Source organism: Nesterenkonia rhizosphaerae, assembly GCF_039544555.1.
Lineage (GTDB): Bacteria > Actinomycetota > Actinomycetes > Actinomycetales > Micrococcaceae > Nesterenkonia > Nesterenkonia rhizosphaerae.
The window spans coordinates 1,021,215-1,047,553 of record NZ_BAABLW010000007.1 but is presented as its reverse complement, the minus strand read 5'-3'; the positions used below and the strand labels follow the sequence as shown (position 1 = coordinate 1,047,553).

General features: G+C 62.3%; 32 protein-coding genes. 3 read left to right on the top strand and 29 right to left on the bottom strand.

Features of this window, described 5'->3' with window-relative positions; genetic code table 11:
- Positions 1-22: 22 nt before the first annotated feature.
- Both ABEA23_RS10510 and ABEA23_RS10505 read right to left on the bottom strand, forming a co-directional pair.
- Complete coding sequence (locus ABEA23_RS10510) at positions 23-931, bottom strand: hypothetical protein (RefSeq protein WP_345477957.1); 909 nt, start codon at positions 929-931, stop codon at positions 23-25.
- Between the two features lie 75 nt (positions 932-1,006).
- The gene (locus tag ABEA23_RS10505) at positions 1,007-2,311 is read right to left on the bottom strand and encodes a tyrosine-type recombinase/integrase (RefSeq protein ID WP_345477956.1); all 1,305 of its coding nucleotides are present in this window, start codon (positions 2,309-2,311) and stop codon (positions 1,007-1,009) included.
- Between the two features lie 523 nt (positions 2,312-2,834).
- On the opposite strand from ABEA23_RS10505, the gene ABEA23_RS10500 reads away from it, so the two are divergent.
- The 3 genes from ABEA23_RS10500 to ABEA23_RS10490 all read left to right on the top strand — a co-directional run bounded on the left by ABEA23_RS10500 (position 2,835) and on the right by ABEA23_RS10490 (position 5,346).
- Positions 2,835-3,374: a hypothetical protein gene (locus ABEA23_RS10500; RefSeq protein WP_345477955.1), complete on the top strand. Its 540-nt coding sequence runs from the start codon at positions 2,835-2,837 to the stop codon at positions 3,372-3,374.
- A 304-nt stretch (positions 3,375-3,678) separates the two neighbouring features.
- Entirely contained in the window at positions 3,679-4,578 is a 900-nt protein-coding gene (locus ABEA23_RS10495; protein ID WP_345477954.1) for a tyrosine-type recombinase/integrase, read from the top strand.
- A 42-nt stretch (positions 4,579-4,620) separates the two neighbouring features.
- Positions 4,621-5,346, top strand: a complete 726-nt coding sequence (locus ABEA23_RS10490) for a hypothetical protein (RefSeq protein ID WP_345477953.1) — start codon at positions 4,621-4,623, stop codon at positions 5,344-5,346.
- 79 nt (positions 5,347-5,425) lie between these two features.
- Here the strand turns inward: ABEA23_RS10490 and ABEA23_RS10485 are convergent, their stop codons facing one another.
- From ABEA23_RS10485 to ABEA23_RS10355, 27 genes are all read right to left on the bottom strand, one after another.
- On the bottom strand, positions 5,426-5,629 hold the full coding sequence (locus tag ABEA23_RS10485; RefSeq protein ID WP_345477952.1) for a hypothetical protein: 204 nt from the start codon (positions 5,627-5,629) through the stop codon (positions 5,426-5,428).
- Between the two features lie 86 nt (positions 5,630-5,715).
- On the bottom strand, positions 5,716-5,937 hold the full coding sequence (locus tag ABEA23_RS10480; RefSeq protein WP_345477950.1) for a phage holin: 222 nt from the start codon (positions 5,935-5,937) through the stop codon (positions 5,716-5,718).
- A gap of 3 nt (positions 5,938-5,940) precedes the next feature.
- Positions 5,941-6,966 carry a hypothetical protein gene (locus tag ABEA23_RS10475; protein ID WP_345477949.1) on the bottom strand — a complete coding sequence of 342 codons (1,026 nt, stop codon included), beginning with the start codon at positions 6,964-6,966 and terminating at the stop codon, positions 5,941-5,943.
- A complete protein-coding gene (locus tag ABEA23_RS10470; RefSeq protein ID WP_345477948.1) occupies positions 6,966-7,118 on the bottom strand; it encodes a hypothetical protein in 153 nt (50 codons plus the stop codon). The genes ABEA23_RS10475 and ABEA23_RS10470 overlap by 1 nt, the downstream gene beginning before the upstream one ends.
- Positions 7,119-7,268: 150 nt before the next feature.
- Positions 7,269-7,535 (bottom strand): hypothetical protein, encoded by a 267-nt coding sequence (locus ABEA23_RS10465; RefSeq protein ID WP_345477947.1) that lies wholly within the window; start codon positions 7,533-7,535, stop codon positions 7,269-7,271.
- Between the two features lie 12 nt (positions 7,536-7,547).
- Complete coding sequence (locus ABEA23_RS10460; protein ID WP_345477945.1) at positions 7,548-8,021, bottom strand: hypothetical protein; 474 nt, start codon at positions 8,019-8,021, stop codon at positions 7,548-7,550.
- On the bottom strand, positions 8,018-8,446 hold the full coding sequence (locus ABEA23_RS10455) for a hypothetical protein (protein WP_345477944.1): 429 nt from the start codon (positions 8,444-8,446) through the stop codon (positions 8,018-8,020). Before ABEA23_RS10455 ends, ABEA23_RS10460 begins: the two co-directional genes overlap by 4 nt.
- 9 nt (positions 8,447-8,455) lie before the next feature.
- Positions 8,456-8,854 carry a hypothetical protein gene (locus ABEA23_RS10450; protein WP_345477943.1) on the bottom strand — a complete coding sequence of 133 codons (399 nt, stop codon included), beginning with the start codon at positions 8,852-8,854 and terminating at the stop codon, positions 8,456-8,458.
- A complete protein-coding gene (locus ABEA23_RS10445; protein ID WP_345477942.1) occupies positions 8,851-9,381 on the bottom strand; it encodes a hypothetical protein in 531 nt (176 codons plus the stop codon). Before ABEA23_RS10445 ends, ABEA23_RS10450 begins: the two co-directional genes overlap by 4 nt.
- 9 nt (positions 9,382-9,390) lie before the next feature.
- Positions 9,391-10,191 carry a hypothetical protein gene (locus tag ABEA23_RS10440; protein WP_345477941.1) on the bottom strand — a complete coding sequence of 267 codons (801 nt, stop codon included), beginning with the start codon at positions 10,189-10,191 and terminating at the stop codon, positions 9,391-9,393.
- A 2-nt stretch (positions 10,192-10,193) separates the two neighbouring features.
- On the bottom strand, positions 10,194-10,661 hold the full coding sequence (locus tag ABEA23_RS10435) for a hypothetical protein (protein ID WP_345477940.1): 468 nt from the start codon (positions 10,659-10,661) through the stop codon (positions 10,194-10,196).
- Complete coding sequence (locus ABEA23_RS10430; protein ID WP_345477939.1) at positions 10,658-13,666, bottom strand: hypothetical protein; 3,009 nt, start codon at positions 13,664-13,666, stop codon at positions 10,658-10,660. Before ABEA23_RS10430 ends, ABEA23_RS10435 begins: the two co-directional genes overlap by 4 nt.
- A gap of 11 nt (positions 13,667-13,677) precedes the next feature.
- Entirely contained in the window at positions 13,678-14,832 is a 1,155-nt protein-coding gene (locus tag ABEA23_RS10425) for a hypothetical protein (protein WP_345477938.1), read from the bottom strand.
- Entirely contained in the window at positions 14,832-15,842 is a 1,011-nt protein-coding gene (locus tag ABEA23_RS10420) for a hypothetical protein (protein WP_345477937.1), read from the bottom strand. Before ABEA23_RS10420 ends, ABEA23_RS10425 begins: the two co-directional genes overlap by 1 nt.
- Positions 15,843-15,860: 18 nt before the next feature.
- On the bottom strand, positions 15,861-16,754 hold the full coding sequence (locus tag ABEA23_RS10415) for a phage tail family protein (RefSeq protein ID WP_345477936.1): 894 nt from the start codon (positions 16,752-16,754) through the stop codon (positions 15,861-15,863).
- Positions 16,751-20,404: a peptidoglycan DD-metalloendopeptidase family protein gene (locus ABEA23_RS10410; protein WP_345477935.1), complete on the bottom strand. Its 3,654-nt coding sequence runs from the start codon at positions 20,402-20,404 to the stop codon at positions 16,751-16,753. The genes ABEA23_RS10415 and ABEA23_RS10410 overlap by 4 nt, the downstream gene beginning before the upstream one ends.
- 54 nt (positions 20,405-20,458) lie before the next feature.
- Positions 20,459-20,884 (bottom strand): hypothetical protein, encoded by a 426-nt coding sequence (locus ABEA23_RS10405; RefSeq protein ID WP_345477933.1) that lies wholly within the window; start codon positions 20,882-20,884, stop codon positions 20,459-20,461.
- Between the two features lie 68 nt (positions 20,885-20,952).
- A complete protein-coding gene (locus tag ABEA23_RS10400) occupies positions 20,953-21,573 on the bottom strand; it encodes a hypothetical protein (RefSeq protein WP_345477932.1) in 621 nt (206 codons plus the stop codon).
- Positions 21,574-21,620: 47 nt separating this feature from the next.
- The gene (locus ABEA23_RS10395; protein WP_345477931.1) at positions 21,621-21,893 is read right to left on the bottom strand and encodes a hypothetical protein; all 273 of its coding nucleotides are present in this window, start codon (positions 21,891-21,893) and stop codon (positions 21,621-21,623) included.
- A 113-nt stretch (positions 21,894-22,006) separates the two neighbouring features.
- Positions 22,007-22,729, bottom strand: coding sequence for a hypothetical protein (locus ABEA23_RS10390; RefSeq protein ID WP_345477930.1), 723 nt, complete (start codon positions 22,727-22,729; stop codon positions 22,007-22,009).
- A 61-nt stretch (positions 22,730-22,790) separates the two neighbouring features.
- The gene (locus ABEA23_RS10385; RefSeq protein ID WP_345477929.1) at positions 22,791-23,201 is read right to left on the bottom strand and encodes a hypothetical protein; all 411 of its coding nucleotides are present in this window, start codon (positions 23,199-23,201) and stop codon (positions 22,791-22,793) included.
- A gap of 7 nt (positions 23,202-23,208) precedes the next feature.
- Positions 23,209-23,484 carry a hypothetical protein gene (locus tag ABEA23_RS10380; RefSeq protein WP_345477928.1) on the bottom strand — a complete coding sequence of 92 codons (276 nt, stop codon included), beginning with the start codon at positions 23,482-23,484 and terminating at the stop codon, positions 23,209-23,211.
- A gap of 3 nt (positions 23,485-23,487) precedes the next feature.
- Positions 23,488-23,835, bottom strand: a complete 348-nt coding sequence (locus ABEA23_RS10375) for a hypothetical protein (protein WP_345477927.1) — start codon at positions 23,833-23,835, stop codon at positions 23,488-23,490.
- Positions 23,835-24,317, bottom strand: coding sequence for a hypothetical protein (locus ABEA23_RS10370; protein ID WP_345477926.1), 483 nt, complete (start codon positions 24,315-24,317; stop codon positions 23,835-23,837). The genes ABEA23_RS10375 and ABEA23_RS10370 overlap by 1 nt, the downstream gene beginning before the upstream one ends.
- A 29-nt stretch (positions 24,318-24,346) precedes the next feature.
- A complete protein-coding gene (locus ABEA23_RS10365; protein ID WP_345477925.1) occupies positions 24,347-24,700 on the bottom strand; it encodes a hypothetical protein in 354 nt (117 codons plus the stop codon).
- Between the two features lie 82 nt (positions 24,701-24,782).
- Positions 24,783-25,715 carry a phage major capsid family protein gene (locus tag ABEA23_RS10360; protein WP_345477924.1) on the bottom strand — a complete coding sequence of 311 codons (933 nt, stop codon included), beginning with the start codon at positions 25,713-25,715 and terminating at the stop codon, positions 24,783-24,785.
- A gap of 40 nt (positions 25,716-25,755) precedes the next feature.
- Positions 25,756-26,298 carry a hypothetical protein gene (locus tag ABEA23_RS10355; protein WP_345477923.1) on the bottom strand — a complete coding sequence of 181 codons (543 nt, stop codon included), beginning with the start codon at positions 26,296-26,298 and terminating at the stop codon, positions 25,756-25,758.
- Between the last annotated feature and the right edge of the window lie 41 nt (positions 26,299-26,339).

Genomic DNA, 26,339 nt, shown 5'->3' with positions numbered 1-26,339 from the left:
ATGAGTAGGTGCCCAATGCGTTTCACTGATCTTCGCCATCGGTGGTGGCTTCCTCGCGTGCATCAAGCTCAGCTTCACGCTGGTCCAGCTCTGTGGCGCGCTCTTCTAGCTGAGCCTGCTTCGTCTCAGACTCGGCAGCGAGCCGTGCCACCTCCTCTTCGGCGGTGGAGACCTCCTGGACCCGCTGGTCGATTTCTTCTGAGAGCCTGTCGAGTTCCTGCTCCCGCTCATCGAGACTCTCAGAGAAGGTGTCGAGTTCCTGTGCTCTTTCGGCGAGGACTTCGACTTCCTTCTCCAGCTCAGTACGAACCTGCTCCTCATCAACATCTGGAATGTGCTCAGAGCGTTCCTGCACTACCGATTCTTCCGGCGCTTCATTGTCATCCGGACTCAGCTGGGATACGCCGAGGCTCAGCCCCACAGCTACGGCGATTGCTGCGCCAGTGAAGATCCCGATAGCAGTGAACACGATGGGTCGGGAGCGTTTTGTCGGGATCTCTGAGATCTGAGGCTGAAGCTGCGGCACCCCATAGAACGCCCTTGCTGTGAAGGGCTTCAGTAGAGCCAGTTCTTCGCCGATGAGCATGGGAGGTAACTTCTGCTGGCTGCGATCCCGCAGGATATGAATCGCATTTTCGAGGCCGCTGTGCTGGGTCTGAGTGAGTCCGGTGATACTGCCGGACGGTTTCTGTCCGATGAAAATGGCCGGTCCCGCAATAGCCTGCCCTGTGTTTCCCGATGCCCAGAGGATGGCGCTGGCATAGGCATTGGGTTCGCTCTGATCAGCTGAGTTCACGATATAGCCGGTGGTCCCCAGTGGATATCGCTGTGGGGTCCCGCCGACAATCTGAGAGAGACTGTCGAGGCTACTGCCTTCTTCCAGATGGAGGGTGTTCAGGGTCCCGTTGGGGTGCAGGATTGCGGTGAGCATGGTGTCCTTCTCTAGCGGGTCAAACTGCTACCGGCCTACTGCGGCCGCACCATGCTCACCGCCTCTGCGTGCTCATCAGTCGAGGAAGACTGGTGCCCTGACTTCGTTGGAGCTACCCGTTTGCAGAGTGAGAGTACTGGCTGAGAGTTTCTCGATGAGTTCGGCGTGGTCGATAATGGCCCCGTCGATAGCGACGTAGTGCTTGCGAGTGACCTTGTCATCGAGATGTCCCAGCTGCTTGGCGGCAGCTTTGAGGTCCAGGTGGCGCTCCAGGTGGGTGGCCACAGTCTTGCGCAGAGTATGCGGCTTGGCGCGGGTGCGGATGTCTTCGGGGACTTCGGCGTACCTCATGGCGCTGCGCAGGGCACGGCGGACGTTTTCGGGTCGCACGATGGGTTCAGCGGCTGCGGCTTTTCCTGTGCGCGGTTTCCCTGCCTGGAACACCAGGCCTGTGCCGTCGCCTTCTGTGAGCACGCGGCGCAGGACCTCCACGCCGAATGCGGGTAGGGCGATGGCCCGAGTGTCTTCGGTTTTGGTGGGGCCGATCCACAGCCAGCCGTCGGGGTTCTCTTTGACCGAGCGGTGGATGTATATCCATGGCCGCCACTGTGTGGGGTCGGCTCCTGCCGGTGGGTTCAGGTGGACGTCTTTGTAGTCCAGGGCGAGGATCTCGGAGATGCGGCAGCCGGTGGCCAGCATGAGTTCGAAGATGTTGGCCACTCGGTTGGATTTCGGTCCGGGCCTAGCGCCCTTGGGGTCAGACCATGCGGCGATGGCTTCGCGCAGGATGGTCAGCTCGTGCATCTCCAGGATCACGACATCGCGCTTGGGGGTCTGGATGGGTTCGAGGTCGCGTGTGGGGTTGCCTCGTGCCAGTCCTTCACCGATCCCCCACTTCCAGGAGGAGATCAGGACGGTCATGGCGCGCTTGGCGCGTGTGTAGCCTGTGCCATCAGCATCCACCAGGTCATCCAGGAGTGAGTTGAGCATGCCGGTGGTGATTTCTGAGAGCCTGAGTTCCCCGGCCCGGGGGATGATGTCGTTGTGGATGGCGGCCCGGTATTTGTAGCGGGTGTTCTCCGAGAGTTGTTTCTTGTGGGGGCGGGGCTTGTCCTCGTGGTCGATCCAGCCCAGCAGGAGTTCTTCCAGGGTGACTCCGTCGGAGGCCCCACGGTGTCCCAGGGCTTTGGACTTCTCCTCCCACTTCTCCTTCAGGCGCGCGCGAGCATCGCCCTTGGTCTTGCCAACGGCGGTGAGGGGTTTCACTTTGCCGTCGAGGTCGCGGAAGAGGACTCGAACGCGGAAGCTGCCGTTGGACAGCTTGTATGGCTTCTGGATGTCCCCGCACTCGCCGATCCGGAGTTTAAGTGTGTTTGCCATAGTGCTCACTGCGGCCGTGCCGTCGCCCTTACGAAATAACTGTCCAGCTGGTTGGTTTCGTAGGGCGATCGGGGATCAGTGTCAGCAGAACACTCACGAAAGTGTCATTAAAGTGTCACAGCGGGTGAAAGTCCGTCTTTGACTGAGAAACTTCCGCGTGATTCCGGGGCTAAATCGGTGCATTTCGGGATTTGAACCTGCGGCCTCCCGCTCCCAAAGCGGGCGCTCTACCAAGCTGAGCTATGTCCCGATGCTGGCCGCTTCGATCCCCAGGATTCCCATGACTCCGCGCAGCTCCGCGGTTTCACCGGGCATCCGAGGGCAATCTCCGTGCCTGGACCGCACTAGCCTATAGGCTCACGCGATTTCGCGCCATTTCAGAGAGCCTCGGGAGGCGCGATGGTCCCCGGAACCACGACTTAACGACAAGCGGTACATGGAATCAACGCGAGGCCTGGTCTCCAGTTGCCTACTCCATTAGTCTCAGGACATTAGTATCCAGCCGCGCAGGAAGCCCCGGACCATGAAGACTACATATCTCCGAGTGACGGTGCTCTTAGGCGGCGCTGGCTGCGTGCTGCTCTCCGCCTTCTTGGACTACCAGCTTGATATAGGCACCTTCGGCGTTGCCACACTCTCTTTCTTCCCGCTCCTGATGGGCGCCCTGTGGTACCTCGCGGGATCCGCGAACCAGGCCAGCCCCTACGGCTGGGCAGCAGGACTAAGCACAATCGCCGCCCTGGTCCTGCCGATATCGCTCTCTACCGGCCCAGCGCTGGGCGTTCTTGCAGGCACTGCCGCCCTCGCTATTCGCGGACGGGATCCGATCTACTTCGCGGCCTTTGCTGCCACCCTGGTGGCAAGTCTGGTCGCGGGATCACCCGCGTTTTTCCTCCTGGGGCTCCCCATCCACTACGCCCAGGCCGCTCCCCCAGCGCAAATGGTGTATCCGGGCCTGGCTGCGGTGTTCGTCTTGCTTGCTGTCATTGCGCTCGCCCAACGAAGTAGTGCAGTACCTGAGCCGAAACCCATCAGCAGGGACTACCAACAGTCCCCGGTATAGATCGTATCGCCGCTTACCGCAGGAAGCAGCGAGAGAGAATTTCCTTCTGGGACGGCGAAAGCCGCCGGTCAGCTGACCAGCGGCTTTCGCTCTGAGAAGCTCAGGCACAGTGGGCCCCCCGGGACTCGAACCCGGAACCTGCAGATTCAGGGTCTAAGGTGGTTGCTCTGCGGCCTATGTTCAATGAGGAACGCAAGGCAGCATGAGCAAGTTTAGTCAGCGGATTCCCAGGAAAGATTCAGGTTCAGGTAAAAGTTCAAACGTTGTTATCCCGCTTCGCCAGCGCGTGGCATCTATTGCTGGCATGGACAACTCAGGAAAGCCGAAACCGATACCGCTCATGTGGCAGCCGGACTATGACGCCTGGCAGTCCTGGCTCATCGCCGCTGGCAAGTCACGGGGCACCGTAAAAATGCGGGGTAACCAGCTTGCCCGTCTGGCTCGTGGGTTCGTAGACCGAAACCCCTGGTCTCTGACGCTGGATGAGCTTACACAGTGGATCGCAGAGCAAGGATGGGCCGCTGATACTCTCCGCGGCCACCGCGCCGCCTTCCGGAGCTTCTACAGCTGGGGCATGGCCACCGGTCGCACCCAGCTTAATCCCACCGAAGGACTGCCTTCAGCAAGGGCTCCCCGGCCCATCCCGAGACCGGCGCCCGAGGACGTCACGGAACAGGCAATCGCTGAGGCCGATGAGCGCGGCCGAGCCATGATCATCGCGGGCCGGTACGGCGGGTTGCGTTCCTGTGAGATCGCCCGGATCCACATCAACGACTTCGTTGAGGATCTCGACGGCTGGAGCCTGGTAGCTCACGGCAAGGGCAACAAAGAGCGCATGGTGCCACTAGACGATGACATTGCCGAGATGCTGATTCGTCGGTGCCGCGAGAATGGTGGCTGGTGCTTCCCTGGCCGGGTCGAGGGCCACCTCTCCCCCGCTTACGTTTCCAAGCTTCTCAGCCGCGCTCTCGGCCCGGATTGGACAGGCCACACCCTCAGGCACCGGTATGGCAGCGCAGCCTACGCTGGCACCCGAGACATTCGAGCCGTCCAAGAACTCCTAGGCCATGCCAGCCCGAGCACCACGCAGATCTACACCGCAGTCCCCTCCGGAGCGCTTCGCAAAGCCGCGAAAGCCGCCCGTCTCGCCCGTCACAATTCATCACCCTTCCCCCACCACCAGAACCTGGCAGCAGCCGCCTAGATAGGCTGAGGATCACTCACGCACCTGAGAGAGGGAAACAGCATGAAACACGCACCCATCGTCGTCCTGGCCACATCAGCGCTGCTGCTGGCCACCGCCTGCGGAGACGAAGCCCCCGAGCCCGAGCCCGCAGCTGCAGCGCCCGAGCAGGCCGAGAGCACCGAGCCCACCGACATCCAGACTGAGGATGCCGAAGAGGATCCGGCAGAGACTGAGGGCGATGACGACCTCTACCCAGGTATGAATGTGGATCTCCCGGCGATTGGTACCCACCAGGTCGGCGATACTTTCGAGTTCCTGAGTACTGACGGCTTCGAGAGCATGCAGGTCACTTGGGACGCTATCGAGTGGCTAGAGACCGATGAGGGTGACGATGTCGCCCTCCTGGTGCTCTCCGCTGATAACACTGCCGGCAGCGGCACAGTTGAGTTCTCCTACCCCACACGTGATGGTGGCGGATTCCACTACATCTCCGACTCCGGCGAGATCACGGACAACTATGAGAACGACATGCCTCATTCCACAACCTTCGACGGTGAAGTAGGGCTGTTCGGTCGCGGTGATGGTGTTCTTCCCGGCACCCAGGAGAGCGGCAAGGTCATCTGGTTTAAGACCGATGGACTCTCGGGGCGGATCGCTTACCTTAACGATGCTGGTCGATTCATGAACGTTCTCGAACTGCCGGCAGAGTCCGTTAATTCTGATCACGAGACGATTCAGACTATCCACGAACGGGCGGCCCTGTTCGACGGCAGCTATATCCGGTAACCCTGACCAAAGCACAAAAAAAGAGCCCCCTCACTCCCCGAGCCCGAAGGCCGGAGAGTGAGGGGGCTTCTTTGACTGGTTATGGCTCCGGTGTGGGCGGATCTTCTTTGAGGTTGAAGAGCGCTAGCGTCGGGGGCACCAGCACCGCGAGTGCGGCGAGGATCAGTCCGATCTCTACGACGACGCTCTCCGTGGCCTCCCGGACACGTTGCACGCTGCCCGGCGCGGTGATGGTCCAAGGTGGGGCGCTTTTGTTTGAGCGGTGGTTGACTGCACCGCGCAAGGTAGCTGATTCTCGGGGTTCATCATGCCTACTCGGCCGGAATTCCGGGCGAGTAGGTCACCGCGCAATGCTTAACCGATGTTTGACTACATGCCCTGCTCGTAGCCCTGCGGCTTGAGCTTGTCATCGGGGGTGTTGGGTGCGGCCAGCCCAGCGGCACCGAAGCCAAGCACCGCGGCGGCGAAATTCAGCCACACCTGCACCTGGTCCTCAGCGATGACACCAGCGATCACCAGTAGCGGGATGACGGCGACCACCACGCCGTAGATGTATTTACGGGTCTTCGGGTCAGCGATGATGTGATTCATGACTTAGTCCTCCTGGGTTTCAGGTTCGGGCTCCACTTCGGCCACAGTGATCTGCAGGCGCTTGGCGATGTCCTCGGCGGTCTCCACGCTGATCTGCTCGGGGACGGCCTTCACCGCGGCGAGGATCCGGCCCTGACCGCCCAGCACCTCATCGAGTGTTTCCGCGAGGGCGTCCACCTTCGCGTCTACCTTGTTGACGCCAGCAAGAGACTGGTGGGCGCGCAGGTGCGCGTAGGTCAGCACTGTTCCGGTACTGATGGTGTCGCCGGAGACCAGTGACCGGACCCCGAAGGTCCAGACCCGGGAACCCAGAGCCTTGACCCGCTCAGCGGCGAGATCCGCGGCGCGGTGAGCGTGAGTGAGGATGTCACCGGCCGGAACTTTGTTGCCGGAGACAAGGGACGTGAGACGTTCGGACCAGGACATGATCTTCTCCTTGATGGTGGTGGATGCGGTGGTGGTGCCGTTTTCGTAGGCGATGAACCGTGCCCTGAACTGCTCCCAGGGGAAGACGTTGCGGAGGCCGGTGGGATCTGTGCGGTCAGACTGCAGGGCACCGTGGTAGACGAACCCGTGGGCGCCGGCCCGGGCCTGGGCTGCGGTCAGCAGCACCGCCGGCACTGGCCCGAGGCCTTGGGAGACGCACCATCGCGAGTACAGGTGCGCCATGTAGGCCAACCCGTCGATCAGGTTGTCTCGCCAGACCTTGCTGATGCGGTCCCATTCGTCGCTGCGGCAGTTTGCGACCAGGCCGGCGGCGAAGGGGTTGATCGCCGGGGCGTGCCAGGTGTACCAAGACCAGGGGGCGTACTGGTTCCGGTTGCCGTGTGCGTCGCTTCCGCCGTGGTAGGAACCGTGGTCGATGCGGCCATTGATGAAGAGCCACAGGGCCAGCAGCAGATGCCCGGCGGGGAACTCCGAGGTGTGGAGCCCTACCTGTGGGATCTTGGGTCGTGCTGCTGCATAACGGTTTGCAGGGAGGGCTTGGGCGGTGGCCTTGTTTCCGCCGTTAGTGCCGATGAAGCTCATCAGTGCCCCGCATTCGGGTTCTCGGCCGCGATGCGCTGCATCTCTGCGACCTGAGCCTCTACCTGGGCCCGTTCCTCAGCGCTCAGACCTTCCAGTGCCACATCGTGCGGCTCCTGGTAGGGCTCAACGGTTTCGTGCCAGTGCTCAGCCATTGGTCACTTCCTCTCCATAAGCGCGGATTTCGCGCTGCAGCTGGTCGATTCCCAGCCAGCGGCGCAGTAGACGACGGATCATGTGGGCCTCCTGTGGGCATGAAAAGAGCCCCCGACATATGTCAGAGGCTCCTGCTCAGCGTGGACTATTCAGTTGTTGTCGCTCTGATGAAGTACCCCGTAACTGGGCATCTCCTTGAATGCTGCGCCGTGCTTGATATGGCACCAGGTCTGGTGCTCCAGCAGCGCCTTATGAAGCTGATCGGCTCGGCGTCGGTGCGAGTCGCGCTGCTTCCAGGCGTTGTCCTCATCTCGGTGCTTGCCAGTGATCCAGTCCCATAGCGCTTTCGCTAACCCGGTGACCACGCCGGCGCTGATGAGTGCCACCACAATAGGGACCCAGACTGTCTCGCCCATTCGGGCACCCCCTCAGGTGTTGTCGGCGTGCAGATCACTGGCTACGGGGACGCCTCTACCGGCTATCACTTCCTCACCCGAGGCGATAGGCCGCTTGTAGACATGGATCAGCCGAAGCGCCAGCGGCCCTAGCAGCGCCCCAATCGTGCCCGCCTGCGGCAGCCGGTTCCCCGGTCCCCCAAAGTGCAGCAGGTGAATAACGACGACGTACATCGCAATTCCGGCGATGATCGCCTTCACTGTCCAACGCTCGACGCGGTTCTGGCCCACAAGAGCAACCGGGATCCCGAGCCCGGCGCCGAGGACCACCATGCCGCCGATGATGTACATGCTGAGTGTGCCGGCCATGCCTTCGAGGGATGAGGGTGGGTTGATCAGTCCGGGCACCCATCCGTAGAGCAGCCAGGCGTATGTGGCGAGGGTGGCGATGGTAACTATTTTGGGGTGGGCGATGCGTCCCCAGACCCAGAGGATGGGCTTTTTCACGGGGTGGCTCCTTCCGGTATGCGGTGGATGACCAGGTTCCGGATGATCAGGTGACCGGTCAGCAACTCTGGCCGGATTGCTGGCTGAATGCTGGTTACCGGTGCGCCGTACTGGGCTGTTTCGGGTACTCGAATCGCGCAGGACATCACGCCGTCGCGGGATTGGTCCGTGATCTCAACCGGTTCAGATGCTCCGCCCCAGCGGGGCCACCCTGTGCCGCCACGGATCCCGTTGATTGACCAGAAAGCGACGGCGTAGCGATCACTTGGCCCTGCGGGTTCGGCTTTGACTCCGACGATGTCTGCAACCCAGGCCCAGAGTTCACCGGGCACTGGTTCTATGACGTGCCCGAACCAGGTTGTGTTGTCTATCCCGTTACCGGTGACCGGCAAGATGAAGTTCTGAGCCCTGATTTGCTCTGCCACAGCGTCTCCTTAGCTGATTCGGTAGCTGACTAGGTTGCGGATGAAGACCGCACCTGAGGCGACGCGGTTGCGGAAGGTGGGCTGGATTGTCTCTACAGCCTGCCCGTTGTGCTGAGCTGGCACGGTAATGAGGGCCGCAACAGTGTGCTCACCGGTGCCGGCAGGGATCAGCTGAGTGTTCTGATACTGATTAACCGCGGCCAGCTCCCCGACGCCGTTGATCGTCCAGTAAGCGCGCATGCCCGCCGAGACCTCAGAGACGAAATCCATGGCGAAGCATTCCGCGATCCATATCCACCGCTCACCGGCAGCAACTCTCACGGGATGACCAATGAACGTGTACAGCGGAGACTCAGCGGTAACCGGAAGGATGATGTTCTGCGCCCGCACTGTCTCGTAGGCGCTCATGAGTCCTCCAGGGGTGTGCCGATCTCGGTGACCCCGATGCCAAACTGGCCCGAGGCTGGGAGTTCCGCCCCGACAATCGCCAGCTGCACCTGAATCCGATGCCCAGCAGGAATGTCGTAGTCCCGACGCAGCGGGAAGTGCCAGGTAATCCCGGGGGCGAGGTTCTGATTCATGGTGCTGAGGCCGTGCGCCGAACCGTCCGGAGCAATAGCCCTGATCCGCACCCAGAAGCGATCCACGTTCTGGACCTCACGGGCAGCGATGAACCCCAGAAGACGCACCCGCGTTGTGGCCGGGGTAGTGACCAGAGTGGAGACCTGAGAGTTGAATACGGCAGCGCCTCCCGAGATCAGCTCCTGCAGTAAACCCAGGTTGATCCACGAAACCCGAGCGCCGCCAGGCAGCAGCTCCCGGGTGAAAAGACCCTCAATACCGCGATTACCTACCTGCTGTGCGGTCCACGTGCCAGTGAGGCCACCGTCTGCAGGCACATCGTTTAGGTACTGATCGGGGATGATCTCAAGCATTGCGCGCTCCTATCGGGGGATGATGACGCCGTCGAGGCTGATTGGGGCGTTGCCCCAAGCGAAGTTGGCCGAGTTACGGGAGATCCCCGAAGGATAGGAAGCACCGCCCAGGGAAACGATGCCGTTGGAGTGGACTGACATGGTCACGCCCATGAGATCAGCTCCGTTGATGACGGTGACTGTCTTGTACCGGCTCACACCTTGTGGCCTTGGCATCCCTTCAGGCAGGTTCCCCAAGTGTGCTGGGCCTCCCAGGACGATGCCCTGGAATCGGTACTCACCCAGCACGTAGCGGACCTGGACCGGTGCGACCTGTTCCCAATCGGCCCGAAGATCCGCCAGCGGCTGCCATTCCGCCATGGGGTCACTGTCTCCGTAGAGGATGTCCTCAACGGTCCACAGTGCCTGTTCATTGCGGTGAGCCTGCTGCTCAACCTCGAATAGCCCGGTCTCGACGGGGCCGAGGCGATCACCAACACTGACAAGCCCGGTCTCTATGTCCTCGATCCGCCGACCGAGGGTGAACCCGCCCTGCTGGGCATCGACCAGGCTCATACGTTCCAGGCTGTCCAGATCGTAGATGCCAGACTCCGGCACCCTGACAGCGAACACCTCACTGGCCCGACTAGCCCCAGGAGGCAGCACCGTCACCTGGTAGAAACCAGGCCCGGGCAAGTACTCAAGATCGACTTCGCCAGGCACATCGGTGGCGTCCGCCATGAGCGAGGGAGAGACCCCCGAAAGCCTCGGGGTGAAATACACCCGGTGACCTTCGGGGGCCGTCTCGCTGGTGACCCGGATTACCGTCACGATTAGGCCTCCCCGTCATCGTCTGCCGGCGGCTCCGGCTCACCCTCGTCAGCGTCGTCGGCCTCGGCTTCGACCGGATCCTCAGGATCATCCACCGGGCCGACGATCGCCTCACCGGCCTCATCGTCCTCAGTCCGGTCGAATGAGTCATCACCTTCCACGTGAGAGTCATAGGGACCCCACTGTGGAGATTCCTCAGACGGCTCATCAGATGCCCCGGTGACCACTGCCAGCCACTTCTGACCGGCATGAGTGACTACCCAGCCCAGCGGATAAGCACACGCGGCACTGACCGGCCTCACCCAAGGCGCATGGTGCTCCACTCCGACTTCGACCAGCCGACGACGCAGCGCACGATTCAGGGACTCCTGAGCACGCCGTTCCGCCTGGGCTCGCCGCTCTTCGTCCTGCAGCTGCTGAAGCAGCTCCATTCGCTCTGCAGCGGAGAGCTCCGCGAGATTCACCGTCATGCCTGTTCCTCCCATCGAAGCGTGACCTCCATCTGAGCGCCATAGGCATAAGCACCGATACCACCAGAGCCGTCCCCGAGCCCGAATCCGCGGATTGCGGGGCTGGTGCCTCGCATCCAGTCGAGTTGTTGGGCTGAGAGGTTGTAGACGGCCCAGCCGCCTCGGTTGCCGTGTGCGGTGCCGAGGGTGTTGAGGGTGGGCCGGTTGGTGGGTGTGGTGGCGACGTTGTGGCGCATGAATCGGGCGATTGCGCCTGATCCGTTGTAGGTGTGTGACCAGCGGATTTTGACGCTGCCGCTGATCATTCTGGCGTTGGCCGGCACACCCCAGTGGTTCCCGAAGAATGCCGCGCTGCGGACATATCCGAAGGAGCTGCTGGGGATCTGGCCTTGGAACATGTTTCGTGACACCGGTAGGGACGTTGATGCTCCGCTGGATCCGAGGATCCTGCCGTCTGCTGCCCAGTTCCGGAAGTTCCCTGGCGTGTATGTGCGCTGCCGGGGTACCCATGTGGGCGGCGCCGGGGCCGGGGTGGTGCCGCCAGATGTGGAGACGGTTCCGGAGCCGGTGAAGTCCACGCCCAGTGCGGAGTTATCGACTGCTGGCCCGAGGTCAGTGACGATCATTTCCAGGTGTCGTCCGCCCAGGGGCCCGAGGATGGTGAACCCGTTTGTGGACGTGAGATGAACGTCTAGAGTCCAGTTCTCTTCGGATGCCTGGGTGTTGGCGTACCAGATCATCGGCCCGAGCATGGCGCGCCCGTCTGAACCCGGTGTGGCATGGGTTGAGATGTGGGCTACGACGTCGTCCAGGCTGGAGAGGTCGCCTCCGGATGAGATCAGCGGGGCACCGCCAGGTGCGCCGGTTGATCGGTTACCTACGGTGATGAATCCGCGGACTTCATTGCCGAGGGTGTCTAGCCAGATCGGGGGCACTTCGACACGGACAAACCGCCGGCGGGGTATGTTCTCTACCCTTAGCCGTAGGGGTGTCATTCGTCGGTGGGTTGCCCTGTAGTTGGCGACGTCGCGGGCACCGTAGGCAGCGATCCCGCGGCCGAGTCCATCCAGGATGCCGGCAGGTTGGAATCGTGCTGCAGGGTGCTCGTAATCCAGGAGGTCACCGACCAGGCGCTCACCGGCTACCAGGATGTCGTTGTCGGTCTCCAGGGTGCGGGCGGAGACGTGCTGAGCATCTGCGGCGAATCCGGTTTCGCCTTGCTCATCGACCATCGTCAGCCGGTCGCCTTCAGCGCCGGTGCCCAGGCTGGTTGTAGCTGCCCAGTCACCGTCGCCGACGTCGCGCTCCAGCCTGAACCCCTCGGGGGCCAGGACGAACCGCCGGTCACGCTCCTGGTGAGTCATGTGCAGCTCACCGGCGAAGAGCGACCGGTCCCCACCGGCACGGAACGTCGGTGTGCCGGATCGGTCGTTGGCTGCGAAGTTACCGTCACTGCCGTCTGCCCGGGCAGCTGCACCGCCACGGGTCTCCCAGTCGGGAGAGGACCGCCACAGCGGACCCTCCAGGACTCCACCACGGATGATGAAGCCCACGATCTCGTTGGAGGCGAGGTTATCGACTTCTAGCTTGATGCCCTGGGCCACCTCGAAGATCAATGAGTCGGTGATGTGTTCACCGGTCAGCGACCTCGCGGCGATCAGGGTTCCGTCGATGTAGGCCTCTTCAGCCTCCAAGATCGCAGTGCGCACCAGCTGCGACCAGACCTCCGTAGAGATATTGGTCTCGGTGATGAGCCGATTAATCACACCGGCCGGAGCCTGCACCAGCTTCCGGATGATGAGATCCTCAGTCACCAGCTCAGCGATCTCAGCGACCTCTGCGAAGAGCCGCTCAGCGCGGAGATCATCAATGACCGCCTGGCCGATCTCCGCACGGGGCAGGATCGACAAGCTCAGCTCAATCTGATCCCAGGCACCGTCGCGGAATTCCCACCAGCCGATGAGCTTCCGCTCTCGGGTCATATTGTCGTACTGGCGCCAGAATGTGCCATCCTCGGCGGTACCCGTGGGCGGGGTGGTGGAGCGGATCGCCTGCCCCATGTTGTTAAGACGATCCGCGATGCTCACCGCGTACTGGTACGCATCACCGGCAGCCTTATGGGCCTCAGCAGCGGCACGGCGGGCAGCCTCAATCTCTTCCTCAGTGGCGTCCTGCCGGGATGAGACCTCGTCATATTTCGACTGAGCATCATGAGCAGACCGCACCGCATCATCAGACACAGCGCGGGCCTCCACGGCCTGAGCCGCTGCTTCATCCGCCAGGAACTGCGCCGTCGCCGACCATGCCTCCTGAGCAGCCAGAGCGCCCCGCTGCTCATCCATCAGCCGGTCATAAGTCCCAGTCCGCTCATCGAACCGTTCCTGGAACTCTCTGCGCTCTTCCCGAGCCCCTTCTAGCTCTTCGCGGATCGCCTCAGTATCCACCGGCGGCACAATCCGCGCCGAGGATGTTGCGGAGAACTCTCCGCGGGTCTTGCGGTCTGCTCCTACCATCTGGAACTTCGCAAACCACGTCCCGGCCTTGGGGCAGATCACGGTGGTAGATCCGCCCTCGCGGTCACGGATCGAGGATGCCACGTGATAGGCCGCTGCCGGGGGCTCTTCGCCGTCCTCAGAGAACGCTATGAGCACGTCAGTACGCCCATGAACCTCCGGCACGTACCCGGTGACTACGGCGCCGTCCCAGGTGACCTCCATCGCGCCCAGTTCCAGCACCGTCAAGACCGGGGCCGTCGGAGTGGGCTGAGGGGGTGAGACCGTCACCCGGTGGCCGAAGGACCCATCAGGCATCCGCCCCAGGCGGGCGGCCTCCTTGCCCTTCTCCATGATCGGCAGGTAGCCGTCATCGATGGAGGCATGGGCCAGCCTCGGAGCAGCTGCAAGATCCTTTACCCGATCGGTGAGCTCACGAACCTGCTCCATCAGCAGCTGCGTGTCCGGGTCGATCCGTCGTGGCGGGGCCTGGCGGCTGGGTGTCCGAGACAATGGGAAGCCTCCTAATTGTCAGCGTTGGCCGGTACAAGGCTGAGAGTCATCGTCTGCGACCTCAACTGGTGCTGCAGCGCCTGAATTCGCGCTGCTTGCACATGCGTTTCCCCGTCCAGCTGGGGTGTCTTGATCCAAATCACGTCCCCGATGTCAAAGCTCCCGAAGGGCGCTCCGAAGCTGTCGGAGACGGTGACGGTGTCGTAGAAGCGTTCAGAGCGGGAAAGCCCGAGCAGCGCCTTCGCCCGCGCTATGCACGCTTCATTCGATGCCAGCCCCTGCTCTTCCACCACCAGGACCGCCCGTGCTCTGTCGTGCCCTGGCCGATGGGCCTCGCCGCGACGTCGGCGGCTGCCCTCTCCGCTCCCCCACACAATGACGTGGCTGTAATAGTCCCGAACCTCATCATCATCCTCTTGTGGAAGGTGCACGTTCAGGCCAACCTCAAAGTGCAAGTGTCGCAATTCGCGGCGCTGAAACCCGGGATAGGCCCGCTCTAGCCTGAACGCCGGTGCCCCGCTGGGCTGATCCACATCGAGCAGGGTTACCACTCGATGTTCGAAGGGTGCCCGATCAGCTAGCTCGTCAATACTGCGGCCGAGATCGTGCTCGGCCCAAGGGCGAAGCCGCCAGGGGCCGGCAGAGAACTCGACGTCGTTACCGTCAGCATCAGTGAAGCTGACGTCACGTTCTTCTTCACCCACAGTGACAGGAGACGCTGCTTTCTGGATCTCTATCGGCGGGACATCAGAGAAGCTCGTCAAGTGCTCCCAGATGTCCGCGTGGATCTTCATCGGGTCTTCCTCGACGTAATCCACCGGTTCGCCCATCCAGGGGGTCTTGTAAGGCTCCCCCTCCCGGCCCTCGGCCAGGATCTGCAGCGTGTCCTGCTCGACGTAATCCCGGGGATCCGAGACAACGACGTAAGACCGCACGTTCTGCTGGTCATCAACGCTCACCAGCAATGTTCCGTGCTGCCGAATCAGCGGCACCGTACGCCACTCCCAGGCCCGACCGAAGGTGATCTCGTCATGGGCTGTGGCCTCATCTAGCGACGCTTCCAGGTACGGCACGCCGTTGACTTGCCGCTCAACGCTCACATCCCGCAGCGGCACATCCGTGTGCAGAAGATGCAGATCCGGCCAGGTATAGGCGATGAACCTCATCAGCTAGCTTTCTCTTGGAATGTCACCTGTCCCTGCAGCCAGTACTGCCAGAGTTCCTGAGGGCGGGCACCGACTCGCAGAGTATCCGTGCCGCTGGTGCGCCGGATCTCCACCGCCAAAAGGGCAGACCGCCCAGCAAGTGCCCGGATATCCAGCCGAGCAATCAGCGGGATCTCGAATCGATTCCAGTCGGAGTCCTGCCGGAAAATGTTGTCCTGCCCGACCACGCGCTGACCGCCAGCGATCAGTACCGCCCGGGCACGGCCTCCCACATGATCGGTGGCACCAGCGATGCCGCCAGTCTGCTTCAGCTGCACCACGGCCTCAGTCGCCCACGGCGGAATGGTCATCTGCGGAGTGCGGGTGAACTCTGTCCATGAGGTGGTCGACGGTGGGACGGTGATGAACTGCGCATTACCGGAGGGATTCACTTCATGCAGCACCGGCTCCGTGACCGTCTTGGAGGTCGCAAGCTGCCGGATATCGTGAATCATCGACTGATCGATGGTCCCAGTACTCGCGGGGATCCGGATCTGCGCCAATGGGATGAATGGACGATGCAGATCAGCGAAATGCTCCGGTAGCGTCGCGGCGTTGCCAGCGTTTTCCACCACGTGGAGCCGCCAGAACCGGTGTGTGGAATAGTCCACCGAATCGGCGTTGCCCTCAAACTCCGGATCAATAATCACGATCCCGACGACGTCAGTCCGACCACCGACCGAGGAAGTAGGCCGAATGGTCACCGACTCAGTCTGATACAGCGTCTTGCTGTAACTCTGACCCGGCGCGTTGGTGTACCCGAGCCCGGGGCCGGCTGTGGCGGCGGTGACGAATGTGCCCGGGAGTACCTGGACTTGTTCGCTGGGTGTGGGGGTGGGCCGTACACGGAGACTGGTAGGCCCGATAATGCCTGTGGCTCCCCCGGATGACACGTAGACCTGTTCACGGGCTAGACGGGCATCGTGAGGAACCTCCCCGTTGACTGCCCAGACGACACGATCATTTGCCATGGTGTTGCTCCCTCATGATTAGGCAGAGGCGTAGGCGTCACGCCAGCGGATGATTGCGTGTGCGGTGCCGGTGACGTCCTCAGCGGAGAAGAAAAGTGTTTCGGTGCCCGGGTGCAGCTCGATCTGCCCGAGTGCTGAACGGAGATCCAACACGGAGCGAGGTCGACCGAAGTTGTCCGTGACGGTTCTGGACAGTGGATCGATGGTGATTACCTCATCAGCGGCAAGCTCCACATCAGGATCTAGGCCCATGTGCCAGCCGGCGTTTCCGTTGATCTGGAATCGTCGGCCTGGTCCGTGGAACTCGATGATTGGCGGTGTGGGTTCGCTGCCGCTGACTGTGATCACCGTGGACGCCGGTTCTGGTGGGCCTGGTGAACTCACAGGGAATGTGAGTGGGAACGTCCATCCGGTGCCGGAAGCTGCTGCTGTCGCCCGGATGGTCGCCTGCTGTTCACCAGCTTCCCCGCCGGCGAAGAATCGGGGTTCAAGCTGCTCGAACTCCAGATTGACAGTGCCGACGCCTTGCCGCATCAGGTGATCAAAGATGTAGGAGTCGTTACTCCGCGGCCGCCCGTAGATCCGGAACCATTCACCGTCCATGTCCAGCGGCGAGTACTCCAGCGGCACCAGCAGCCCTGGGGTGAGTCGGCGTTTCCGGTCGCGCCAGGCCGCGAGGAACTCTGAGAGTACTTCGCGGGCCTGGCGCATTGTCCGCTGATTGCTGGAGATGGTGAAGGCCGCGATAGTTCCCCTGAGGTAATCCCTGCCGGGGGTGACACCATCGCGGCCTTCTTGCTGCTGATCAGCTGTCACGTACTCGGTTGATCCGAAGTCCATGTCGCTGATCACCACGTCACCGTGGCGGCGCTCAGTGGAGCCGATTTCTAGTCCTTCGAATCGGACTCTCATCTGACCCCCTGCAGCTTCCGGCGGTTGTGTTTGCGGAACTCACTACGCATCCGCTGAGCGTTGCGGTGAGCGTCCTTGGATTCGATCGCGTACTGGTTCACGGTCAGGTGGTCACCTCGACCAGGACCGCCGCTCAACACTGCGTCTCGCACAGCGTTGAACTGGGCCTGGTTGAATATGTACTCGGTCCCGCCAGTCCAGTTATCAACGATGTTGCGGCCAGGAGGCAGCAGCCCGCCGTTATCCCGGAACAGGTGGTTGACGTTGACCGGGTTATAGAACCCTGGCCGGTGCTGCTCAAAGTGCAAGTGCGACGCGAAGCGTCCGCCCGTTGCACCGACGGCGCCGATCGCCTGCCCGCCTGTGACTTCCTGGCCGGCCTTCACGCCGATCCGAGACAGGTGAGCGTAGGCAGAATCGAAGCCACCATGATTCAGCACGATCAGGTTTCCGAGATTGCCCGGACCCCAACCTGTCCGCTTGACCACGCCATCCCACGCTGCCCGAACCGTCGCGCCCTGCGGCGCTCCGATGTCGATACCAGCGTGGAAGTTCGAGAAGCCACCTGGAATGTTCCGAGGTCCGAACCGTGACGTCACCGGCCCTGCAGCAGGCCGGTTGAAGCCGCCTGGGTTCGCCGCAAATCGCCCGTCATAGACGCCCTCAGCGGCAGCGTCATCGTCCTGGCCACGGATCCAGTCAAGAACCTTCTCCACGCCGTAGTCGATGAACCCGGATCCAAGCTGACCCATCATGCCGAACTGGGAGACGAAGCCAGAGACCTTGTCCAGGATCGGTTTGAACAGGGTTTCCGCGCCGTCAGCGAGTTTGCCGCGGCTCCACTCCACGACGGCACCCGCCGGGGTGTTCTCCAACAGCCAGTTAGCGCCCCGTCGGAGCCAGCCACCGCCGATTGGTGCATCAGTGGGGGCTAGGGTGCCGGCATGTACCGCCTTTTCGATGGGGGTTTCTCCCATACCCAAGGCAGAGCGGGTTTCCGCTGCGGTGTAGACGCGCCCGGGCCGGTCGAAGTTCACCAGCTCTGGACCCTCTTCACCGACCAGTGCCCAGCCGCCACCGTGGTAGCCGCCCTTTGCGAAAGCCGGGATATCAATCGTCGGGATCTCGCCCATGCGAGCATCAGATCCAACGGCCTTGGCTACGCTGTCGAAGGCTGCCTTAATGCCGTTGTTCCACACGGTGTTGATGACCCAGTTGATCGGTGTGGCGAATCCGGCCTTGAGCGTTTCCCAGGCAGATTTGATCAGGTCAATCCCGTTCTCGATCCGGCTGACCAGCTGCTCACGAACGAAGTCCCCCACCGCTTCGAAGATCGGTCGAAGAGTGTTCTTCCACGTCCGGTCGAGCCAGCCTGTCATGTTCTCCCAGGCTTCGCCTATGCGATCGAAAGCCGGGCGGATCCAGTCACTCCAGACCATCATGACCAGGTCACCCAAGGCCACGAACAACGGCTGCAGAACCCGGGACCACACATCGGAGATCCAGCGACCCATGCTCTGGAATCGCTGCCAAATCCGTTCGAAGTACGGGCGGGCCACGTTCTCCCAGAGCCAACGGACTATGGCACCAAGGAGATCGATCGTCGGCTTGAGTACTCCGTTCCAGATCCGCGCTATTGCGGAGCCCATATCGCGGAATGCCTGACCTATCCGGGCGAACGCTGGACGGGCTACGTTCTCCCAGAGCCAGCGGAAGATATCGCCGATCAGCTGGATCGTCGGCTGCAGGAACCCTGTCCAGACAGCGCTGATCACGGAACCGATGAACCGGAAAGCTGCGGTGATGAATCCAGCCACCGGCTCGATGACGGTCTCATATAGCCACTTGAAGATCGCGGCGAAGGCGTTGATCACCGGGCGGATTACGTTCTCGTAGGCCCACGTGGCCGCTGCGGTTATGGCGTTCCAGGTCGCGGCGAAGATCGGGACCACAGTGTTCTGGAACCAATCAACGACGCCGGAAACGACGGACTTGATGCCATTCCAGACGGTCTCCCAGATCTTCTGCCCGGTCTCAGTCTGCGTGAAGAACCATGCCAGCGCTCCCACCAGCAGCGTGACTGCAGTGATGATCGCGCCGATCGGGTTAGCCCTCATAGCAGCGTTGAGGCCACGCTGAGCACCCGTGGCGACAGTGGTCGCGGTGGTCTTGCGCTGCAGGGCCGTTGTCTGCGCCGTCGTCGTCGCGGTCGTCGTGCTCTGAGCAGCTGCTAGGCGGGCCTCCATGCGGACTGCGGTCAAGCGGGCCACGTTCGAGGCGAGCATCAGCGGAGCCATAGCGACCTGAGCCGCCTGCAACCGGGTAGTAGCTGCGGTCAGCCCCATACTGGCGACCTTCCACGCGGCGAATCCCGTAAGCAGCACCGGGATCAGCGGCAGCACCAGGTGCATGTTGTCGCCGATCCAGCCGATGACGTTAGCCAGCACGCTCAGACCGCTAGAGATCAATCCGGGAAGCACGCTCCCGAGCCCGGTGAGGATGCCGCCGAGGGATTCGAAGATTCCGCCGGCGTTGTCGGCGGTGTCCCCTGCGGATCCTGCGGCTAGTGAGAAGCGTTCGAAGAATCCTGCTATGCCGGTGCGTTCGACGTCGTCTGCTGTGTTCTTCCAGCCTTCTCGGAATTGGTTGATCCAGTTCACGGTGGCGTCGAACACTCGACGGGCTGTGGAGCCGAGGCGCTCTAGGAATCCGACGAAGCCGGAGCTTTCGGCCTCCTGGCTTGAGTTGTTCCAGGCTCCGGCGAGTGCTTGGAGTCCGGTGACCATGCCCTCAGAGATGGAGGTGACTGCGGGGGCGGCGACCTCGGTGAGGTTGTCGATCCATTCAGTCAGGCCGCCGAATACGTGGCGAGCCAGCGGGTAAACGCCGGTGAGCAGCTGAGCGCCGAAGCGGGAGAGGGCTGCCATCATGTTTGCGAATGCACCGGTGGTGGTGTCGCCAGCGCTGAGGGCTGCTCCGCCGAGTCCGTTTTCCATGGCCGAGCGGAAGGTCTCGAAGTTGATCTCGCCAGCGGAGGCAAGCTCGTAGGTCTTTTCGACGCTGGTTCCCAGCTCATCGGCGAGCATCTGGATCACGGGGATGCCCTGGCCGTGCAGCTGGGCGATCACGTCGCCCTGAATCTTGTTGGATGAGGCGACTTTGTTGAAGATCGCGCCCATTTCGTCCATGCCGACGCCGGCGATGGTGGCTGCGTCGGCGGTTAGCCTGAGTACCTCCTCGAGGTCTTTGCCTGGCTTGATGCCGGCAGCAACTGTGGAGGCGGCCACGGTGGCTGCCTCGTCCAGGCCGAAGGCGGTCCCTCGCACTGAGTCGAGGGCGTTGCTCATGATCGAGTCCACGGACTGTGCCGAGTGACCGAGTCCTCGTAGCTTGGCCTCGGCGTTCTCGATAGCGGAGAGTCGCTGCCAGCCCCGCACGAGGGCCGTGGTGAGAATTCCGGCGGTGGCAGTTCCGACTGCCAGTGCGCCGTACTTCAGTCCGGTACCGATACCGGACATGAGACGACGGCCTAGGCCTGGACCCTGTTTCTCGAAGTTCTGGCCTACACCGGCGACCTCTCTGCCCACTTCGCGCTGGAATCCCGGGAACGTTGGACGAACCGGAACCTCTGCAGCACCGACGACGGCCATTTGCTCACCTCCGGTGCGGGTATGAAGTTGGTAGGAGATCGCCGGCTGGGCCGGTTATTCGTCGTCGGGGTCGAACCCGAATACTTCTGCTGGATTGAAGCCAGTCGCTTCGAGGATCGGAGAGACGCTCTCGACGTCGCGCTCCCAGGTCTTCTCATCCAGCAGCGTTTCTGCCTTTAGTCGCTGGTGCGGGACCGGCTTAGCTCCTATGGCAGATCTGACCGTGTTGATGAGAGATGAGAGCAGCTGCTTGACGTCCTCAAGCTGCATGGCATTCCGGTCATACTCACGGACAGCGATGACGTTCTGCGGTTGCGGTCCCTCTTCTGCTTCCCGTTTCTCTATTGAGTCGAGAATTAGCTCCGCTTCCTCTTCGTCATTGAGGCGTGCCTCCCAGGTGCGCGAAGAATTCGGCAGCTGCTCGATTAGCTCCAGTAGGGCTTTCCAGCGCCGGTTCTTCCACCAGAGCCCGAGATCCACGCCGAAGAAGTGGAGCAGATCGGCGCGGATCTCGGGCCGGAACTTTTCGATCAGTTCCCGGAGGCGCTCTATTCCCCCAGTGATCCCCTGGTGGCCTGGTAGTGAGCGATTGCTTCATCACAGAGCGCGGCGAGCTGGCGAGCGTTAAGGTTCAGCGACTGCAGCGCGTCCCAGCTCTTATCGCCGATCCACTTCTGCAGAATCAGCTCCGGGTCGGTGCGGTTCATGTGCAGCACCTGATAGAACTCGCGCATCTCTTCGACCGTGCCGGAAGCGAAGTCAGGGAACACGACTCGCTTGCTGTTCTTCAGCACGAACGTGAACGGTGCGGGGTCTTTGCACTCAGCGTCGAGGTCGCTGGCCTTCACATGCCGGCGGGCGCGCTTCTCACCATTGGTGTAGGTATGCGCCATTTCGAACAGAGCGCTGATCTTGCGAGCGTTAAGATTCGCAGACTTCAGCTTGGCGAATTCCTCTGCCGGCAGCCACTTTTCCAGCGCGTCCAGAGGATCAATCGCGGTCTGGATCTTGTGCTCCATAGCGCGGGCTTCGGCAACAGAGCCAGCGTTGAAGTCAGGGAACGTGATCGTCCCCTTCCTGCCTCCCAGGGTGAACTGGAACGGCTGGAACTCCTGGGTCTTTGCCAGGAACTCGGCTTCTGTCAGATGTGCCTTCGGTGAATCGGTCATAGTGTCTGGGGCCTTTCGTGGGTCAGAGCCGGTGGGTGGCTAAGGGGTTACTTCTTGTCGGGTTTGGCACCCCGAGCCCGTGTGGGCGTCGGTGTCGGGGCAGGGATGGGAGTTGGCGTCTTAGCGTCTGCAGGTGGCTGTGCAGCCTCCTGGCCGGGGGTCTCCGCGACGTCTTTGGGGGTGGCAGCTGTGGCCAGGGTGGTGACTTTGGTATAGCCGCTTGCGAGCAGCTCCACCTGTGTAGCCGGGTGGCTGGTCTCGATGACCCGGGTCTTGGGTTTCCCGTCCGGGCCTTTGGTGGTCTTGGAGAATTTCGGCATGATTTCCTCTCGGTGAGGCGCGTGGAACTGAGGGTGGAGAGAGATGGAGGATCGCCGGCGTCGTCCCACGCGCCCAGACACACCGACGCCGGCGATCCCGTCATAAGGGGCGGTCAGCTTTCGCTGCCGCCGTCACCGGTTCCCGAGTCGGGGGCGGGGGCCGGGGTTTCGGGGTTCCAGCCCAGGACATCGGTGTACTTGCCGATTGCGGAACCGCCGAGGTAGTTACGGACTGGAGAGCCGATCGCCGGGTCGCTGTCCACGGAGAGAGTGATCGCCTGCGCGGTGGCGTCGGCGTGGTTCCAGGTGATGGACTGGGCAGTTTCCAGCTCAACGGAGCCGTATCCGCGTCCCATGAGCCAGTTCTCGGTGATCCGTCCGTCTTCGCCGATGATGATCATCCGGTACTTCTCGAAGAGCGGCAGATCCGGCTCATCCCAGACAATCTCGCCGTTCTCCTTGGGCCGGATGCCCGAGTAGTCAGCTCCGTCCACTAGCTCGTGGATATGGCGCTTGCCGTGCTCCAGCAGAGTCGTGGTGATGTTCCGGGCCACGTTCTCGACGTCCCGACGGACCGGATCGCCATAGCCGAGAGCATCAGTCTGCGACTTCTCGATATCGCGTCCGAACTCGTAACCGTCGCGATTGACCAGCCCGAAGGCTAGCCAGCCAAGTTCGGCAAGGTTGATCAGTCGGTGGTCCTCGGTGGTGATCTGTTCGGGCAGTTCGACGTCGTCAACGCGGCCGAGGAATGCCACTGATCGGCGGATCTTGCGAACCAGGTCGCGGTTGTCAGAGCGCTGGCGCAGCTCAGTAAGGGTTGTGGCTGGTGACATGATTTTGCCCCTCCTATGGGCTTGAAATTGGGTGTTCTCCAGAGATCCCCGGTGGTGGGGCTTATATCGGGCGCACGGTGAGCCAGAACCGGAGGTCGAAGCGCCTCACGTGCTCTGACGGGTGTGGAGTGAAGGCAGGGCCGGAACGGTGCTCTGCGGTGTCGATCAGCGCTGAGGGGGTCTCCCAGCCCTCAGCGAGGCAGACCAGGGAGTTGATCGATTCAGCGACTTCCTTCGCCACCTGCCGGTCGTCGGCGTAGATCTCCAAGAGGAACTTGTCGACGCGGTCATAGTCGCCAATGGCCGAGTCGTCCAGGTTGACGACAACCAGAACCTCAGCGAAACCAGGTTCAGGCTCGTTCGGCAGAGTGGGGGGCTTCTCTTCAACCAGCTTGATCTTCTCGCCGGCGTGCTCTGTGCCGTCGAGGTATTCGAAGAGGGCTTCTACTGTGTCGGGCCATACAAGGGGCATGGGTTTCCTATCTGCCTCGGAGTCTGCGTGTGACTTCGACCAGCACCCGGTCCCGCTCAGCGGTCCATGATTTGCCGGTCTGCTGGATGACGGCACCGCGCCGGCTCTCGTTCTTCCAGCCAGCGGTGACCATGCGTGGCGACGCCTGGTAGTTGCCGTCCGGATCGAGCTGATTGGCTATTGCGGCCCCCTGGCGAGCTACTGACTCGCAGACGGCACCTAGCCGGGGATCCTTCGCGATCTCTGCCAGCCCTCGGCGGTCTGGTCGGTAACCTTTGAACACGGCTCAGCGCCCCTCTCCGGTGCGTCCACGGGTCAACGGCACCTGGAGGCCGCGGGGCCACTCCTGAGGCTTCCCGTCTACGTGCCACCAGCCCTGCAGCCGTCCCTCAGGGATAAGCAGCCGGTCAGTCTGGCCAATCACCACTCCTTTAGGGAGGTATCCCCACTCGATCAGCGCGGAAGCGCGGTCATGGGACGGTCCCGAGCCCGTTCGGGGTTCGGTGGTGTCTCGGTCCCATGGCAGGATCCGGGGAAGAGTAATTGGTGGTTTGTTGTCTCGGCGTCGGCCTCGTTCGTCTAGTCCGCCTTGGTGCAGTTCCGCGGCGACGTACTTCGGTTTTCGCCGCTGCATCAGACGGGCCACCCTTCGGGGGTTACGACGATGCCGTGGGCGTTGCGATGGAGCCGGGATTGTCCGGCGATGTGTGAGCCCAGCCCCAGATCTACGGTTTTCATCCTTGATCCTGATGCGGGCGGGCTGAGAAGCCGCTTATGGTCCCGCGTGAGGATCATCTTGCCGGGGCTGTCACCTGCGATGGTGCGCTGCTGGCTCCATGGTCCTTCGACGTCCTGAATGGAGCGGAGGCCTAGAGGGTTCGTGAATGATTCCTGGACCAGGTCGGCGACGACGTCGGCGATGAGCGCCTGCAGGTCGGGTTCGACCTTGTCGCCGGTGTGGTCGGTGGCTTTGAGGCGAGCAGCCATGGTGGTGAACTCGCGGCGGATTGCCCGCTCTGCCTGACCGATCTTGGTTGTCAGCTTTTCGCTGTCCGGCTGATCTTCTGCCGTCCAGCGGTCCAACACGTCCTGGTCAGTCGTCCAGTTCTGGGCCATGGCTGCTCACCTCCTAAGGTGGTCGCCTCTTACTTGGCGCGGCTTCGGGTGTTGCGCTTGGGGGCCGGTTTCTCAGCCTTGGTCTCAGATTCCGCCTCGGCGGTCTGGGTGTCCTGTTCGGCCTCAGCATCGGCGGCAGCGTCTGCGGAGTCCTCAGACTCCTTCAGGGTGTCGTCGTCGCTCTTCTGGGCCTCATCGGCGATGTCTGCGGTGGTCTCGGAGTCTTCCTGCTGCGCTTCTGCCGCAGCGGTCTCCGTCGGTTCAGGCTCAGCCGGCGCGGTAGCTGCGACTTTGAGCTTGTACCCCTGGCTGGTCAGCACAGGCACGCGATCCTCGGGGACTTTCACGGTGACGCCGGTCGGGGTGGTAAGCAGCGGGCTCATATCCCGGTTTCCTTTCCAGTGGTGCGGCAGAGCCCGCCGGCGGGGATTGCTCCTAGCCGGCGGGCTCTGTGCGAGGTGGGATTCACTCAGTTGTGTCGGGTGCCTCGGCGCCGGTCTCGATCGCTGCGAACGCCTTGTTGACGTCCAGCACTCGCCAGCCGAAGAGGATCTCTGACATGAAGGCCACGTAGTTCCGGGCCTGGAGGTCGCCGTTGCCGGTGGGATCGCCGTACTCGATCTTCTTCATCGAGATAGTGGCGGTTTTGCCCCAGCGAACGGCATCCCAGCGACCGACGACGCCGCGAATACCGGAGTCCTCAGAGTCGTCGTAGGTGCGACCGGAGACACTGTCGCCGACGGCGGAGCGGAGACCGTTGACCAGGCCGGCGTTGGTGGCCCCGATGTTGAGATTCGGGTACAGCTCAGCGCCGGTCTGCGGGTTCTCGGCCTCGACCATGCGAGCAATCATCGCGGGATCGAGGGCTACCCCGTTCGGGACCAGGGAGTGGGAAGCCACCAGCGCCGATGCGGCGTTGATGTCCTTCTTCACGCGGTTCACGTCCTCGGAGAGCACCACGCGCTGAGTGGTGTCCGCGATGCAGTTCGCATCCTGGGAGATCTGCTCTCCGGTCAGTGCGTCCCGGTTGTGCAGGATCGCCAGGTCAATCTGGGTCGCCAGTGCAGAGCCGAAGCTCTCCTGGATGATCCGCAGCGTCTCAACCGGGTTGGCGAGGGTGGTCTCCAGCGAGACTTCCGTCAGCACGACCGCCTTGCCGCGGAAGAGCGTCTCAGACCCAAACCGCAGGTCAGAGGACCGCTTGCGCTGACCCTCACCGATCATGGAGGCACGAGGCTTCTCTTCGATGGTGGGGATGATGTTGTCGCCGATGATCACCGGCTCCTGGGTGGTCAGGGAGGGCACCACGGAGTTTTCGCGGGCGATATCCCAGATCTTGTTGGACATCTTCTTGGGCAGCAGGTTGTGCTGCGCAAAGTGCTGAGTATCCAGAGGCATTGTGGCCTACTTTCTCCGCGCTGAGCGCGGTCAGAATGGACTAAGCGAAGCCGAGTGCCTTGAGGGCTTCCTCGGCCTCAGAATCAAGGGGCTGATCAGATCCCGAGCCCGCTTCCGGCACGAGGGGGCCGGTGGGCTGCTTGCTGCTGCCGATGAATGCGATCAGGGCGTCTGCCTGCTCTTCCATCTCTTCGCGGGTCTCTCCCTGAAGAAGATGAGCCGGCACGCCCTTTTCTTCGGCAACGTCGCTGCGGAGCTGGGCGGCGTCGTCGGTCTTCTGTTTCTCGGCTTTGAGCTCGTTGAGCTCCTTTTCCAGCTGCTGGTTCCGCTGGTAGTTTTCCTTGGCCCGCTTTTCGTGCTTGCGTGCCTCGGCCTTCCAGTCAGGTTCTTTGCTGGTGCCCTCAGAGTTCTCTTCCTTGCCGGCCTGCTCTCCGTCAGGCTTTGCAGCCTCTTTAGCGGAGGGGGTCTCGGTCTTGGGAGTCTCTGCGGGCTGGGCGGGCGTCTCCGGGGCGGCGGGGGGCTGTGCAGCCTCCTGGCCGGCGGTCTCGGCGACTTCCTTGGGGGTGGGGGTCTGATCGGACATTGGGCTATCTCCTGTGCAGGTGAGTGGGGTGGGTCTCCCGT

Excerpts from the sequence above, each read along its gene's own strand:
- ABEA23_RS10510 (WP_345477957.1), bottom strand. The coding sequence starts at position 931 with ATGCTCACCGCAATCCTGCACCCCAACGGGACCCTGAACACCCTCCAT.
- ABEA23_RS10505 (WP_345477956.1), bottom strand. The coding sequence starts at position 2,311 with ATGGCAAACACACTTAAACTCCGGATCGGCGAGTGCGGGGACATCCAG.
- ABEA23_RS10500 (WP_345477955.1), top strand. The coding sequence starts at position 2,835 with ATGAAGACTACATATCTCCGAGTGACGGTGCTCTTAGGCGGCGCTGGC.
- ABEA23_RS10495 (WP_345477954.1), top strand. The coding sequence starts at position 3,679 with ATGGACAACTCAGGAAAGCCGAAACCGATACCGCTCATGTGGCAGCCG.
- ABEA23_RS10490 (WP_345477953.1), top strand. The coding sequence starts at position 4,621 with ATGAAACACGCACCCATCGTCGTCCTGGCCACATCAGCGCTGCTGCTG.
- ABEA23_RS10480 (WP_345477950.1), bottom strand. The coding sequence starts at position 5,937 with ATGAATCACATCATCGCTGACCCGAAGACCCGTAAATACATCTACGGC.
- ABEA23_RS10475 (WP_345477949.1), bottom strand. The coding sequence starts at position 6,966 with ATGAGCTTCATCGGCACTAACGGCGGAAACAAGGCCACCGCCCAAGCC.
- ABEA23_RS10470 (WP_345477948.1), bottom strand. The coding sequence starts at position 7,118 with ATGGCTGAGCACTGGCACGAAACCGTTGAGCCCTACCAGGAGCCGCAC.
- ABEA23_RS10465 (WP_345477947.1), bottom strand. The coding sequence starts at position 7,535 with ATGGGCGAGACAGTCTGGGTCCCTATTGTGGTGGCACTCATCAGCGCC.
- ABEA23_RS10450 (WP_345477943.1), bottom strand. The coding sequence starts at position 8,854 with ATGAGCGCCTACGAGACAGTGCGGGCGCAGAACATCATCCTTCCGGTT.
- ABEA23_RS10445 (WP_345477942.1), bottom strand. The coding sequence starts at position 9,381 with ATGCTTGAGATCATCCCCGATCAGTACCTAAACGATGTGCCTGCAGAC.
- ABEA23_RS10435 (WP_345477940.1), bottom strand. The coding sequence starts at position 10,661 with ATGACGGTGAATCTCGCGGAGCTCTCCGCTGCAGAGCGAATGGAGCTG.
- ABEA23_RS10425 (WP_345477938.1), bottom strand. The coding sequence starts at position 14,832 with ATGAGGTTCATCGCCTATACCTGGCCGGATCTGCATCTTCTGCACACG.
- ABEA23_RS10420 (WP_345477937.1), bottom strand. The coding sequence starts at position 15,842 with ATGGCAAATGATCGTGTCGTCTGGGCAGTCAACGGGGAGGTTCCTCAC.
- ABEA23_RS10415 (WP_345477936.1), bottom strand. The coding sequence starts at position 16,754 with ATGAGAGTCCGATTCGAAGGACTAGAAATCGGCTCCACTGAGCGCCGC.
- ABEA23_RS10410 (WP_345477935.1), bottom strand. The coding sequence starts at position 20,404 with ATGGCCGTCGTCGGTGCTGCAGAGGTTCCGGTTCGTCCAACGTTCCCG.
- ABEA23_RS10400 (WP_345477932.1), bottom strand. The coding sequence starts at position 21,573 with ATGACCGATTCACCGAAGGCACATCTGACAGAAGCCGAGTTCCTGGCA.
- ABEA23_RS10395 (WP_345477931.1), bottom strand. The coding sequence starts at position 21,893 with ATGCCGAAATTCTCCAAGACCACCAAAGGCCCGGACGGGAAACCCAAG.
- ABEA23_RS10390 (WP_345477930.1), bottom strand. The coding sequence starts at position 22,729 with ATGTCACCAGCCACAACCCTTACTGAGCTGCGCCAGCGCTCTGACAAC.
- ABEA23_RS10385 (WP_345477929.1), bottom strand. The coding sequence starts at position 23,201 with ATGCCCCTTGTATGGCCCGACACAGTAGAAGCCCTCTTCGAATACCTC.
- ABEA23_RS10375 (WP_345477927.1), bottom strand. The coding sequence starts at position 23,835 with ATGCAGCGGCGAAAACCGAAGTACGTCGCCGCGGAACTGCACCAAGGC.
- ABEA23_RS10370 (WP_345477926.1), bottom strand. The coding sequence starts at position 24,317 with ATGGCCCAGAACTGGACGACTGACCAGGACGTGTTGGACCGCTGGACG.
- ABEA23_RS10365 (WP_345477925.1), bottom strand. The coding sequence starts at position 24,700 with ATGAGCCCGCTGCTTACCACCCCGACCGGCGTCACCGTGAAAGTCCCC.
- ABEA23_RS10360 (WP_345477924.1), bottom strand. The coding sequence starts at position 25,715 with ATGCCTCTGGATACTCAGCACTTTGCGCAGCACAACCTGCTGCCCAAG.
- ABEA23_RS10355 (WP_345477923.1), bottom strand. The coding sequence starts at position 26,298 with ATGTCCGATCAGACCCCCACCCCCAAGGAAGTCGCCGAGACCGCCGGC.